This window comes from Pseudomonas sp. AC193 (assembly GCF_979258075.1).
In genome coordinates, this window is sequence record NZ_OZ409832.1 from 5121301 (window position 1) to 5134398 (window position 13098).

Genomic DNA, 13098 nt, shown 5'->3' on the forward strand with positions numbered 1-13098 from the left:
TGACTGGAAAACCACCATGACCAAAAAACTCCTGTCCCACCCAGTCAAAGCACTGGCCCTGGCCCTCGGCCTGTTCAGCTCGACCCTCTTCGCCGCCGACGCCCCGCTAAAAGTCGGCACCACCGCAGCCTTCGCCATCCCGCTGGAAGCCGCCGTTGAAGAAGCCTCCAAACAAGGCCTCAAAGTCGAGCTGGTGGAGTTCACCGACTGGATCGCACCCAACGTCAGCCTTGCCGCCGGCGACATCGACGTGAACTACTTCCAGCACATCCCGTTCCTCGAAAACGCCAAAGCCGCTGCCGGTTTTGATCTGGTGCCGTTCGCGCCGGGGATCATCAACAACGTCGGTCTCTACTCAAAAAAATACAAAAGCTTCGACGAGCTTCCAGAAGGCGCCAGCGTCGCCATCGCCAACGATCCGATCAACAGCGGTCGCGGTTTGCAGCTGCTGGCCAAGGCTGGTTTGATCACCCTGAAACCGGGCGTCGGTTACAAAGCCACCGAAGACGACATCGTCGCCAACCCGAAGAAAATCAAAATCCTGCAAGTCGAAGCGGTGCAACTGGTGCGCGCTTATGACGACGCCGATCTGGTGCAGGGCTACCCGGCCTACATTCGGTTAGCGAAGACTTTCGATGCCGGTTCGGCACTGCTGTTCGACGGCCTAGACCACAAGGAATACGTGATCCAGTTCGTCATCCAGCCGAAGAGCAAAACCGATCCGCGCCTGATCAAATTCGTCGACATCTACCAGCATTCGCCAGCCGTTCGCGCGGCGCTGGATAAGGCCCACGGCAAGCTGTATCAAGCCGGTTGGGAAAGCTGAGCATGACGGCCGCGATCCAACGGCGACTGGAAATTCCAGAGCCACACAATGCTGAAAAAACCGAACTGCACCCGGAGCTGAATCGCGCTCATGTGCGCTTCATCGGGCTGGGCAAAACCTACAACGGTCGACAAGGCCCGGTCGCCGCGTTGCAAGGCATTGATCTGGCGATTCAGCGCGGTGAAGTGTTTGGCATCATCGGTCGCAGCGGCGCCGGCAAGTCGTCGCTGATCCGCACCATCAATCGTCTGGAACAACCAACGTCGGGGCGCGTGCTGATCGATCAGGTCGACATCGGCGAGTTCGATGAAGACCATCTCGTGGCGCTGCGCCGACGCATCGGCATGATCTTTCAGCACTTCAATCTGATGTCGGCCAAGACCGTTTGGCAGAACGTCGAACTGCCGCTGAAAGTCGCTGGCGTACCGAAAGAGCAACGCGAGAAAAAGGTACGCGAATTGCTCGAACTTGTCGGCCTGCAAGAAAAACACAAGGCCTATCCGGCGCAGCTTTCCGGTGGCCAGAAACAGCGCGTCGGCATCGCTCGCGCGCTGGTGCATGACCCGGATATTTTGCTCTGCGACGAGGCGACTTCGGCGCTCGATCCAGAGACCACCCAGTCGATCCTCGGCCTGCTGCGCGAAATCAACAAACGCCTGGGCCTGACCATCGTGCTGATCACTCACGAGATGGCAGTCATCCGCGAAATCTGCGACCGCGTCGTCGTGCTTGAGCATGGCCGCGTCGTCGAACAAGGCCCGGTGTGGGAAGTGTTCGGCAATCCGCAACACGAGGTCAGCCAGACCTTGCTCGCGCCGCTGCAACACGCCTTACCGGAAGAATTGCAGAGCCGTTTGCACCCGCAGCCGCCCCCCTCCGACGCAGCGGTGGTGCTGCGTTTGCAGTTCACCGGCAGTGCCAGCGACGAGCCGGATCTGGCGGCACTTTTTACAGCCCTCGGTGGCCGGGTGAAGCTGCTGCAGGGCGGCGTCGAACGGATTCAGGGGCATGCACTGGGGCAACTGTTATTGGCCGTCAGCGGCTCAGCATTCAGCGCCGAACAATTGCGCGAACGCGCCGCGCCGTGGGCGCAACGAGTGGAGGTGTTGGGTTATGTGGTTTGATCGCTTGTTGCAGGGGTTTATCGACACGTTCCTGATGGTCGGCGTGTCGTCGCTGATCGCGCTGCTGGTGGGAATTCCCATGGCGGTGATTCTGGTCACCAGCGACAAGGGCGGTATCTACGAAGCACCGCTGTTGAACCGTGCGTTGGGCGCCTTCGTGAACCTGTTCCGCTCGATCCCGTTTCTGATTCTGATGGTCGCGCTGATTCCGTTTACCCGGTTGATTGTCGGCACTACGTACGGAGTCTGGGCGGCGGTTGTGCCGCTGACGATTGCGGCGACGCCGTTCTTTGCGCGGATTGCTGAAGTGAGTTTGCGTGAGGTTGATCATGGTTTGATCGAGGCGGCGCAAGCGATGGGGTGCCGGCGTTGGCACATTGTCTGGCACGTGCTGTTGCCGGAAGCGCTGCCGGGAATTGTCGGCGGGTTCACGATTACGCTGGTGACGATGATCAACTCGTCGGCGATGGCCGGGGCGATTGGTGCGGGCGGTTTGGGGGATATTGCTTATCGCTACGGGTATCAGCGGTTTGATAGCCAGATCATGCTGACGGTGATTGTGTTGCTGGTGGCGTTGGTGGCGGTGATTCAGTTGGGTGGGGATCGGTTGGCTCGGGGGTTGAATAAGCGCTGAGCTCAACCACTTCGTTGGGAGTTCTTGTCGCGCCTGGATGCTCGTGTGTTTCTGTTATTCATTGACGATGCGACTGCAGAATCCCGCAATCAGGCGCGAACACTCCTCTTACCAATGACCGATTTACATTTTCCCGGCGCCAATTCATGGAGTACCGGATCCGAATCGTCTTAACTCCCAAGTTTTAAGATTTTCAGAGAAACGCTCAACGATCCTGGTTTTTGCCTCTTGTTGCATAGCTACTTTTTCTCTCGTCAACCAAGTGCTTCTTTTATAAACTGCACCGCTAAAATATGGGTCATTCGATGGGGCCGCATGAATTACATTCACCACACCCGTCGCTGCGCGAGCAAATCTAATAGAAATCACATCCCACAATGCACCTGCAACACAACTATGAGGTGCGTTCAAAGGATTTTCATTGGTACGAAAAAATATTTCTCCAAGTGTTGTTCGAACGCCCACGCCCGCCATCGAAGCACCTTTAGCAAGCAAATCGCCCCTTGCCGTTGGCGAATCCATGTAATTGAAACGCTCATTTAGATACATGTAGCCTGAAGCATAATGGCTAACATTCGTAAAGCTCGGGTTTTTATATACATTTAACTGACCTCCACCGTGCGTCATTTCGACAGTCATCCCTCTCGCCCTCTGAGCTATAAACTGCGCTGTGTACATCGCACTGATGGCATTTCCAGCTGCATCTACACCATTTCCATTCCAAAAAAAAGCGCCGTCGGCAGGCGTTTTTACATCAGAACCGAATACAAATGCTCCCAGACTCTTAAACTCTTTATTCCTCTCAATTATAATTCTCACCAAACTCACAAATTTTTCTTTGGTATGGTTTTCGTTCCTTAGATTCGACAACGCACTTAACGATCTAAACGTTCTCCTTGCTCCATCAGCATTAAAACTGGCGCGTTCAGCACTCAACATCAAGGAATCCGTCACGTTATCTCGCGCTAATCCATTGTTATCTTTATATGACATGACTCCATTCTTTACGAACAAAAACAGGTTGATTCCTTCTGCAGTGCCCACGGGGTCAGGCGATATCCAACGTTGTAACCACGGCGCAAAATATCGATACCCATAATAATAAAGGCCGCTCGCATCGCGCTCCTTGCCCGAGTAACGGACAGATTTGTACTTCGTTGCCAAATCACTCTTGCCAGACCAGCATGCCGTACCGCCGAACGCGTAATAGTGTTCCTGGCTTAATACCCCCGCGCGCTCATCCAGCTCCATCGAGCTGGAACCAAGATGATCACCGAGGCTGTAACCCCATTGATCGCTTTCAGCACCAGCGGGCCAATGCAGTAATCGCGCGTGGTTCCGCCCAGCTTCGACACTGACGACATGCCGCTCGACACCGCCGACTTCGCAATGAATCTCAAGACCCGGCAGATAACGCACTTCTGTTGTCAGGGTTTGCCCGGATGCCCGACTGATTTGCGTCTTACGCAACCGATGCCCCGGCTGATCGTAGACATAACACTCAAAGTCATCCGCCTCAGCCCCACGCCGCACCAGCGTCACCCGACTCAACTCATTGCGCACATTCCACGCCATGGCCTGCCCACGCTGCAATTCCAGCTGATTACCCGCCGCATCAAATCCAAGCGCTATCTGCGCCTCTCCCGGCAGGGATCCATCGTCAAGCTGCGCCAGACTCCGATTGCTGCGCGCAGAAGTGAACATCGAAAACCCAGGCGCGCCACTGTGATGCCGCGTGATCAAGTTACCTGCCGCGTCGTAAGCAAACGTCTGCGTGTAATTGCGCCGCTGAGCGGGATCCAGCGGCAAAGGCAGCAGATCGGGTAGCGCCGGGCCATGGCTCGGTTTGCTGACCTCCCAACCTTTAGCTTCGACCAATTGGTACAGGCTGTCGTAGCGATAACGGCTGACGGGGTCGATGCGCTGGCCGTTGAAGTGGCTTACGGTTTGGCACTTGTCTTCGAGTTCGACAATGTTGCCCACCGGGTCGTAGACGTAATTCAAATCCTGCAAAGGCTGTTGCCCTACGACACCTGCGAAAAGCCTCAGCAGGCGACCATCCTCAAGGCTGTAATCTACGCTTGAGACTACGCCGTTGCCGGCCGTTTCACTTTCGATCTGATCTTGGGCGTTGTAACGAATTTCGCTGACAAGACACTGTGGATGCTGACCTTCACCGGATTGCAAAAGCCATGTCGCAGAGGATTTTCCCGCCACGTTGTAATGGAAAATTTGTGCATTACCCGCTGCATCGATCTGACGCTGCACCTCGCCCGTTGGATAGACAGCGTATCGGGTGACGTAGGCTTTTTCTTCGAAAAGTTCGTCTCGGGCGTCCAGTAGAAGCGGCCAGTCCGGCGCATCCAGCTCAATGAGAAACCGTCGAGACTCCTCCAGCACTGCACCCGACCAACCATAATCGCCGAGGAGCTGGCCACCGCCCGGGTCGTCATGCCTGATCAGTTGCCCACACTGATTGTGCTGGGCAAAACTCTCCGTGGCGTCGGCATAAGTCCAGCGCTCAACGACTTGAAGTTGCTTACCAAAGGCCTGCTCCGTCAGTGCAACCGGACGCTGCAAATCATCAAACTCACGATGACATTGGCTACCCCGTGCATCCCAAAAAGAACGCTGCGAACCTGCGTCATTGCACAGATTCAACTGCCAACCGGCATCCACGCTGTCTGTCAGTAACACCTGACCGCTCAAGGCGTAAACGGTGCTCAGATTCGGTTTCGGCGCGAGTCCCCACAACCGAGGATCCCACGCCGCCACCTCGCGCCCCGCCTCATCGAACATCTGCCGAGTGATGCGCGGTTCGACGTCGGGTTTGTCCGGGTGTTGGCAGTAGGCAACGCTGCGAATCGCCAATGCTCGCGGGTCGACGACGGACAGTGTGGGATGAGATGAGTGCTGAGTCGCCTTCATGGCTGTGAACGTCCTCCAGGCTTAGGGGTAGCCTGAAGGTTTTTTCATCGGGTCGATACTGTAAGAAGTAACAGGTCGGTAGAAGATCGCAGCCTGCGGCAGCTCCTACAGGATCGAGGTCGGCCGCTGGATGAACGCCTGTAGGAGCTGCCGCAGGCTGCGATCTTTTCGCTTATAGTCGGCACATCTCTCCCTGAACATGCACCCGACCATGAAGCAGACTCCCACCGACCTCGAACAGATCACCGCCACCACCCTCGGCCATTACAACTCGGTGGCCGAAGATTTCCGTGAAGGCACCCGCGATCACGATGTCAGCCAGAATATTGATGCGCTATTGCGGCATATTCAGGGTTCAGCGCCGTTGACGATTCTGGATTTCGGCTGCGGGCCGGGGCGGGATTTGCAGACGTTTACGCGTATGGGTCACGTTGCGGTGGGGCTGGATGGCTCTGAGGAATTTGCGCGGATGGCGCGGGAGGACAGCGGCTGTGAGGTGTTACAGCAGGATTTTCTGAAGCTGGATCTGCCGGCTGAACGCTTTGACGGGATTTTTGCCAATGCGGTGCTGTTTCATGTGCCGTTGCAGGAGTTGCCGCGGGTGCTCAAGCAATTGCATGGCGCTTTAAAACCCGGTGGGGTGTTGTTCAGTTCCAATCCGCGCGGGGATAACCGTGAGGGCTGGAACGGGCCGCGTTATGGCTCGTATCACGATCTGGCGGCGTGGCAGGGTTTGTTGACGGCGGCGGGGTTTGTCGAGCTGGAGCATTACTTCCGGCCGGCGGGGCTGCCGCGCGAGCAGCAGCCTTGGTTGGCGAGTGTCTGGCGTAAGACGGTGTCGTAAGGTCTGACGCCTTCGCGAGCAAGCCCGCTCCCACAGGGAAATGCATTTCAACTGTGGGAGCGGGCTTGCTCGCGAATAGAGTGCGCAGCACTCGCTGTTAAGCGGCATCCTTTTTCGGCTCGCGAATCTTGTACCACGCCACATACAGCGCCGGCAGGAACAGCAACGTCAGCAGCGTCGCCACCACAATCCCGCCGATCATCGCGTAGGCCATCGGCCCCCAGAACACTTCACGGGCAATCGGGATCATGCCCATGCTCGCCGCCGCAGCGGTCAGCAGGATTGGCCGGCGTCGATGCTCGGTCGCTTCCACCACCGCATCCCACGGCTCATAGCCTTTGCGTTCGAATTCATCGATCTGCGTCACCAGAATCACCGAGTTGCGGATGATGATGCCGATCAGCGCGAGAATCCCCAGAATCGCCACGAAGCCCATCGGCGTACCGGTCGGCACCAGCGCCAGCACCACGCCGATCAGCCCCAGCGGCGCGACACTCGCCACCAGGAACATCTTCTGCACGCTGTGCAACTGGATCATCAGGAACGTCGCCATCAAGAACAGCATCAATGGCAACACCTTAGCGATCGGGCCTTGGGCCTTGCCGCTTTCCTCGACCGTACCGCCAGTGGCGACTTTGTAGCCGACCGGCAGTTTTTCCGCGAAGGCATCAATCGATGGCTTGAGGATTTTCACCAGGTCGGTCGGCTGAATCTCGTCTCGCACCGAAGCCTTGATGGTGATGGTCGGCAAACGATCGCGACGCCACACCAGCGGTTGCTCCAGCTCATAACGAACCGTGGCGAATGCGAGCAGCGGGATCGAGGTGCCGCTCGGCGTGACGATCTGCAGGTTCTGCAGGGTTTCCGGGGTACCGCGTTCGGAATCCACCGCACGACCGACCACGTTGATCAGGTAGATATCGTCATCGACCTGGGTCAACGGCGAGCCACTGACGATGCTGTTCATCAGGTTGGCGACGTCTTCGGACGACAACCCGAGCTGCCGCGCCTTGTCCTGTGCGATGTCGATACGCAGGACTTTGCCCGGCTCGTTCCAGTCGTAAATGATCTCGCCAATGTGCGAGTTTTTATCCAGTTCGGTGGCGAGGTCGATGGCGTGCTTGCGCACTTGATCGATGTCCTTGCCGCTGACTCGGTACTGGATCGGACGCCCTACCGGCGGGCCCATTTCCAGTGCCTGCACGTAGCTGCCGATGCCGACGAACTCTTTGCGCAGACGCTCACGCAGCCGTGCGCTCAGAGCCTCGCGGGACTCGAAGCCTTTGCTGACGATCACCAATTGCGCGTAGTACGGGTTTTGCAATTGCTGGTCGAGTGGCAGGTAGAAACGGATCGCGCCCTGACCGATGTAGGTGCTCCAGCGCACGATGTCCGGGTCGCCCTTGAGGGTTTCTTCGAGTTTGTCGACGGCCTTGCGGGTTTCGTCGATCGAGGCGTTTTGCGGCAGGTTCAGGTCGACGAGAATTTCCGGACGATCCGAGGCCGGGAAGAACTGGTTCTGCACGAAACGCATGCAGAAAATCGACAGTGCAAACAGCAGCACGGTGATACCGATCGCCCACCAACGGTTGCGCATGCTCCACAGCAAACCGCCGTTGAATGCGCGGCCAATGCGCCCTGGTTCTGCGGCATGGGGTTTCACGTTGGCGCTGAGGATGTGCACGCCGATCACTGGCGCGAAGAACACCGCGACGATCCACGAGACGATCATCGCCACCGCGATCACCGCAAACAGCGTGTAGGTGTACTCACCAGCCGAGCTGGCGTTGAGGCCGATCGGCACGAAACCGGCGACGGTCACCAGCGTACCGGTGAGCATCGGGAACGCGGTCGAGGTGTAGGCGTAGGTCGCGGCCTGCTCCTTGGTCTCGCCCATTTCCAGGCGCGTGACCATCATCTCCACCGTGATCATCGCGTCGTCCACCAACAGGCCGAGGGCGATGATCAACGCACCGAGGGAAATCCGCTGCATGGTGATGCCGCTGTATTCCATGAAGACGAAGACCATCGCCAGCACCAGCGGAATCGAGCACGCCACCACCAGACCGGCGCGCACGCCGAGGCTGATAAAGCTCACCACCAAGACGATGATCACCGCTTCGAACAGCGCGCTGGTGAAGCCGCCAACAGCTTCTTCCACCACCACGGCCTGATCGGAAACGGTGTGGATGCCAACGCCTACCGGCAGGTCTGCGGTGACTTGATCGATGCGCTCATGCAACGCCTTGCCGAACGCCTGAACGTTGCCGCCCTTCTGCATGGCGATCGCCAGACCGATTGCCGGTTTGCCGTCGAAACGGAATTCCGGGGTGGCCGGGTCGACGTAACCGCGACTGATCTCGGCGATGTCGGCCAGACGATAGAAGCGATCGTTGAGCTTGAGGTTGACCTCGGCCAGGTCTTTCTCCGAGGCGAATTGCCCCGACGTGCGCACGGAAATCCGCTCCGGCCCGGCCTCGATCACACCCGCCGGGGTCACGGCGTTCTGCGATTGCAGGCTCTCTACGACCTGGCGCTGATCGATGCCCAGCGCAGCCAGTTTGCGCGTGGAGAAGTTCAGGTAAATCACTTCATCCTGCTGGCCGACCATTTCGATCTTGCCCAGCCCCGGCACGTTGCGAATCTCCGCCCGCGCCTGCTCCACGTAGTCGCGCAACTGGCGCATGGTCAGGCCGTCGGCGGTAAACGCGTAGACCGAACCGAACACATCACCGAACTCGTCGTTGAACCCCGGGCCTTGAATGCCTTGGGGAAACTGCCCGCGAATATCGTTGATCTTCTTGCGCACCTGGTACCAGATTTCCGGGATGTCCTTGGCACTGGTGGTGTCGCGCAGGTACACGTACACCGTCGATTCGCCGGGGCGCGTGTAGCTTTTCACGTAGTCGAGGGAGTCCAGCTCTTCGAGTTTTTTCTCGATGCGGTCGGTGACCTGCTTGAGCGTTTCCTCTTGGGTCGCGCCCGGCCATTTGGTCTGGATCACCATGGTTTTGATGGTGAACGACGGGTCCTCTTCGCGGCCCAGATTGAAGTAGGAAAACACCCCCATCAGCAACGCGACGAACATCAGGTACCAGACGAAGGACTGGTGTTTGAGGGCCCATTCGGAGAGGTTGAAAGAGCCTTTCATTGACTGTCCTCGTCAAGTTTCACTGATTGTCCGGGTTTGAGACTGTTGACGCCGGCGCTGACCACTTGCTCGCCGTTCTTCACGCCACCGGCCAGCACCACGGTGCTGTCGGTGCGGCTGACGACGGTGACATCGCGGGGGCTGACGGTTTTGTTTTGGGTGTCGATCACCCAGATCCGTGTTTTGCCATCGACTTCCTGCAACGTGGTTGCCGGCAGTTCGATGCGCGGTTTGATCGCCGAGCTGAGGGTCACGCTGATCGCGGTGCCGAGACGGAAACCTTCCGGCGTATCCGTCAGGGTCAGACGAGCGCGGCGGGTGCGCGTGGCGCTCTGTGCCTGCGGTTCGATTTCGCGGATGACCGCGGTGGTTTTGATGCTCGGATCGAGTTGCGCAGCGACCAGAAACACCACGTCCTTGGGGATCTGATCGACCAAAGTGTCCGGCAGATCGATCACCGCTTCCTTGATGTCCGGTTGCGCCAGCGTCACCACTTGTTGACCTGCCGTCACCACTTGCCCGGCCTCGGCGTTCCACGCGGTGACCACGGCTTTGTGGTCAGAGCGCAGTTCGGTGTAGCCGAGTTGATCCTTGCTCTGATTGACCGCCGCCCGCGCCTGATCGAGTGAGGCCTGAGTGGTTTTCAGGTTAGTGGTGGCCTCGTCGAGTTGCGCCTGCGCGCCGACGCCGCGATCAAACAGCGCTTGCTGACGTCGCGCATTGGCTTGTGCGTTGATCAGTTGCGCTTCGATTTTTGCCAGATCGCCCTGCGCCGAACGCAGCTGATTCTGCTGATCGGACGGGTCGAGGGTGGCGAGCAACGTGCCCTTCTCCACTTCGGTGCCGACATCGACGTTACGGCTGGCTATGCGCCCACCGACACGGAAACCGGTGTTGCTCTCGTAACGCGCCTGAATGCTGCCGGCGAAGCGACCGAGGGTTTCTTCGTTCAAGGCCTCGACCTTGACCGACAACACCGGGCGCACCGGCTCCGGAGGTGGCTCCTTCTTGGAGCATGCCGCGAGCAACAGCCCGACGGCCAACAGCCCGAAACGCTTCATGGCTGCGCTCCCATTTCCAGATCCTTGTAGGTGTTCTCGGCAATCTCTACTTTCATGCCCGGGTGCAATAACTGGCCGCCGGCGATGATGACTTTTTCGCCGCCATTGAGACCTTCGCTGATGATCACTTTGCCGGTCAGGTAACGGCCGACCGTGACCGTGTGCAATTGCGCTTCGCCCTTGTCGTCGACCAGCCACACGGCGGGTTCGCTGACATTTTTGGTCAGCGCCGACCACGGCAAAGCCACCGCCGATTTGCCGGTGCCCTTGGCCGTCGCGCTCACTACCGAACCGAGTTGCATGCCTGGCGGCAGTTTGTCGAGGGTGACTTTGACTTGCACGGTGCCGGACTGCGCGGACACCGACGGGGTGATTTCACGCACGGTGCCGGTGGTTTTGATCTCGGGATTGTCGAGCAGGCTGACGGTGATTTTGTTGTCGGTAGGCCGCTCGGCCAGCAGCGACTCGTAGACGTTGAACACCGCATCGCGATCGCCATCGCGGGCCAGACTGAAAATCGGCGCCGTGGCTTGCACGACCTGGCCAACTTCGGCCTGACGTTCTGTGATGACGCCCGGCGCATCGGCAATCAGCGAGGTGTAGCTGAGCTGATCCTTGGCATTGGCCAGTTGCGCCTGAGCCGCGCTCAAGGCGCTTTGGCTACTGCGCAACGCAGCTTGGGCGGTATCGAATTCGCTTTGGCTGGTGTAGCCCTTGGGCAGCAGTTTTTGCTGACGCACAAACGCCGCCGCGCTCTGCTTGACCCGCGCCTGTTCGGCGACGACCTGAGCCTGAGCGGAATCGACGTTGGTCTGCAAATCCTTGGGATCGAGTTTGGCCAGCACTTGCTTGGCCGTGACACGGTCGCCGACATCGACCGAGCGCTGGATGATTTTGCCGCCGACGCGGAACGACAATTCTGTCTGCACGCGCGCCTGCACATCACCGGTCAGTGTCACCGAGGCCGCGTAATCCGCGGGTTTCACCTCTTGAACAAAGACTCTCGGCAGGTACTCCTGGGGAGCCTTCTTTTCGCCGCAAGCGGTCAGCAAGGCAATGGCGCTCAAAGCCATTACCACTTTAATTCCGGGACCCGCCATGCAGACTCCTTGGCATTTTTAGACGATCAGGACGATACGACTTCAGAGCTTAGAACAGGGTTCAACCATTGCTCATGCGAATGCAGATTAAACACCGAAGGAGCTGCCGAAGGCTGCGATCTTTTGCTTTTTTGCGGAAAAGATCAAAAGATCGCAGCCTTCGGCAGCTCCTACAGGGGGTATTCTGCGACGGATTCCGAGGATCTCATTCATGCTCAACATCCTGGCGGTGGCCAATTACCGCTCGATCAACAAATTGGTGATTCCGCTGGGCCGGCTCAACCTGATCACCGGCCCCAATGGCAGTGGCAAGTCCAACCTCTATCGGGCCTTGCGCCTGCTGGCGGAAACCGCGCAGGGCGGTGTGGTCAATGCACTGGCGCGTGAAGGCGGACTGGATTCGACGTTCTGGGCCGGGCCGGAAACCATCAGCCGGCGCATGCGCAACGGCGAGGTGCCGATCCAGTCGACGGTGCACCAAGGCGTGAAGCGTTTGCGCCTGGGCTTTGCCGGGGAAGATTTCAGTTATTCGATCAGCCTCGGCCTGCCCGATTCCAACGGCCATTTCATGCTGCCCGAGCACTCGCGGCCAATCCCTTCGCGCTTCAGCCTCGACCCGCAGATCAAGCGCGAATGCATCTGGGCCGGCCCGCATTACCGCCCCGCCAGCCTGTTGGTCGATCGTGACGGCCCGATGATTCGCGCGCGCAACGAGCGCCAATGGGATGTGCTGGCGCAGCACACGCCGAACTTCGACAGCCTGTTCGATCAGGTCGGCAGTCTGCGCAGCTCGCCGGAAGTGTTCCAGATGCGCGAGTTCATTCGCCGCTGGCGTTTTTATGATCACTTTCGCAGCGACGCCGACGCACCGGTGCGCCAACCGCAATTGGGCACGCGCACGCCGGTGCTGCACCACGACGGCCGCGATCTGGCGGCGGCGTTGCAGACCATTATTGAAATCGGTGACGGCGACGCGATGCGTGCGGCGATTACTGATGCCTTTCCGGGGGCGCGCTTGCATATCGACGCTCAGGCGGGTGGACGCTTTGCCATCGAGTTCTATCAGGAAGGTTTGCTGCGGCCACTGTCGGCGGCGGAGTTGTCGGACGGGACGTTGCGTTATTTGTTGTTGGTCGCGGCGTTGCTGACACCGAGGCCGCCGTCGCTGATGGTGCTGAACGAGCCGGAAACCAGCCTGCACCCGGATCTGCTGCCGGCGTTGGCACGGTTGATCATTCGTGCGTCGGTGCAATGTCAGGTGTGGGTGGTGTCGCATGCGCGGCGGTTGATTTCGGCGTTGCAGGAGGATCCGGAGTGCAATTGCATTGTGCTGGAGAAGACGCTGGGGGAGACCGGGATTGTCGGGCAGAAAGTGCTGGAGACGCCGGCGTGGTATTGGCCGGATTGAGTGGCGTTTGAACAACCGCATT

10 protein-coding genes are annotated in these 13098 nt (G+C 58.7%); 5 read left to right on the plus strand and 5 right to left on the minus strand.

From position 1 onward, the window contains the following. Nucleotides 1–16: 16 nt before the first annotated feature. The 3 genes from ACZZ0D_RS23055 to ACZZ0D_RS23065 are packed head-to-tail and all read left to right on the plus strand — an operon-like array spanning nt 17 to nt 2584. On the plus strand, nt 17–826 hold the full coding sequence (locus ACZZ0D_RS23055) for a MetQ/NlpA family ABC transporter substrate-binding protein (protein ID WP_159811987.1): 810 nt from the start codon (nt 17–19) through the stop codon (nt 824–826). 2 nt (nt 827–828) lie between these two features. Then, nucleotides 829–1950 (plus strand): methionine ABC transporter ATP-binding protein, encoded by a 1122-nt coding sequence (locus ACZZ0D_RS23060; RefSeq protein WP_463554372.1) that lies wholly within the window; start codon nt 829–831, stop codon nt 1948–1950. Beyond that, entirely contained in the window at nt 1940–2584 is a 645-nt protein-coding gene (locus ACZZ0D_RS23065; protein ID WP_039756400.1) for a methionine ABC transporter permease, read from the plus strand. The genes ACZZ0D_RS23060 and ACZZ0D_RS23065 overlap by 11 nt, the downstream gene beginning before the upstream one ends. Nucleotides 2585–2728: 144 nt before the next feature. Here the strand turns inward: ACZZ0D_RS23065 and ACZZ0D_RS23070 are convergent, their stop codons facing one another. Beyond that, nucleotides 2729–5512 (minus strand): RHS repeat domain-containing protein, encoded by a 2784-nt coding sequence (locus ACZZ0D_RS23070; protein WP_463554373.1) that lies wholly within the window; start codon nt 5510–5512, stop codon nt 2729–2731. 211 nt (nt 5513–5723) lie between these two features. On the opposite strand from ACZZ0D_RS23070, the gene ACZZ0D_RS23075 reads away from it, so the two are divergent. Next, nucleotides 5724–6356 (plus strand): class I SAM-dependent methyltransferase, encoded by a 633-nt coding sequence (locus ACZZ0D_RS23075; protein WP_463554374.1) that lies wholly within the window; start codon nt 5724–5726, stop codon nt 6354–6356. Nucleotides 6357–6453: 97 nt separating this feature from the next. Here the strand turns inward: ACZZ0D_RS23075 and ACZZ0D_RS23080 are convergent, their stop codons facing one another. The 4 genes from ACZZ0D_RS23080 to ACZZ0D_RS23095 all read right to left on the minus strand — a co-directional run bounded on the left by ACZZ0D_RS23080 (nt 6454) and on the right by ACZZ0D_RS23095 (nt 11881). Continuing rightward, nucleotides 6454–9507, minus strand: a complete 3054-nt coding sequence (locus ACZZ0D_RS23080) for an efflux RND transporter permease subunit (protein WP_463554375.1) — start codon at nt 9505–9507, stop codon at nt 6454–6456. Then, a complete protein-coding gene (locus ACZZ0D_RS23085) occupies nt 9504–10568 on the minus strand; it encodes an efflux RND transporter periplasmic adaptor subunit (protein ID WP_159811981.1) in 1065 nt (354 codons plus the stop codon). Before ACZZ0D_RS23085 ends, ACZZ0D_RS23080 begins: the two co-directional genes overlap by 4 nt. Further along, on the minus strand, nt 10565–11668 hold the full coding sequence (locus ACZZ0D_RS23090; protein WP_463554376.1) for an efflux RND transporter periplasmic adaptor subunit: 1104 nt from the start codon (nt 11666–11668) through the stop codon (nt 10565–10567). The genes ACZZ0D_RS23085 and ACZZ0D_RS23090 overlap by 4 nt, the downstream gene beginning before the upstream one ends. Nucleotides 11669–11755: 87 nt before the next feature. After that, the gene (locus ACZZ0D_RS23095; protein ID WP_400751297.1) at nt 11756–11881 is read right to left on the minus strand and encodes a hypothetical protein; all 126 of its coding nucleotides are present in this window, start codon (nt 11879–11881) and stop codon (nt 11756–11758) included. Here ACZZ0D_RS23095 and ACZZ0D_RS23100 point away from each other — a divergent pair. After that, nucleotides 11880–13076: an AAA family ATPase gene (locus ACZZ0D_RS23100; protein WP_463554377.1), complete on the plus strand. Its 1197-nt coding sequence runs from the start codon at nt 11880–11882 to the stop codon at nt 13074–13076. The genes ACZZ0D_RS23095 and ACZZ0D_RS23100 overlap by 2 nt on opposite strands. Nucleotides 13077–13098 lie beyond the last annotated feature (22 nt).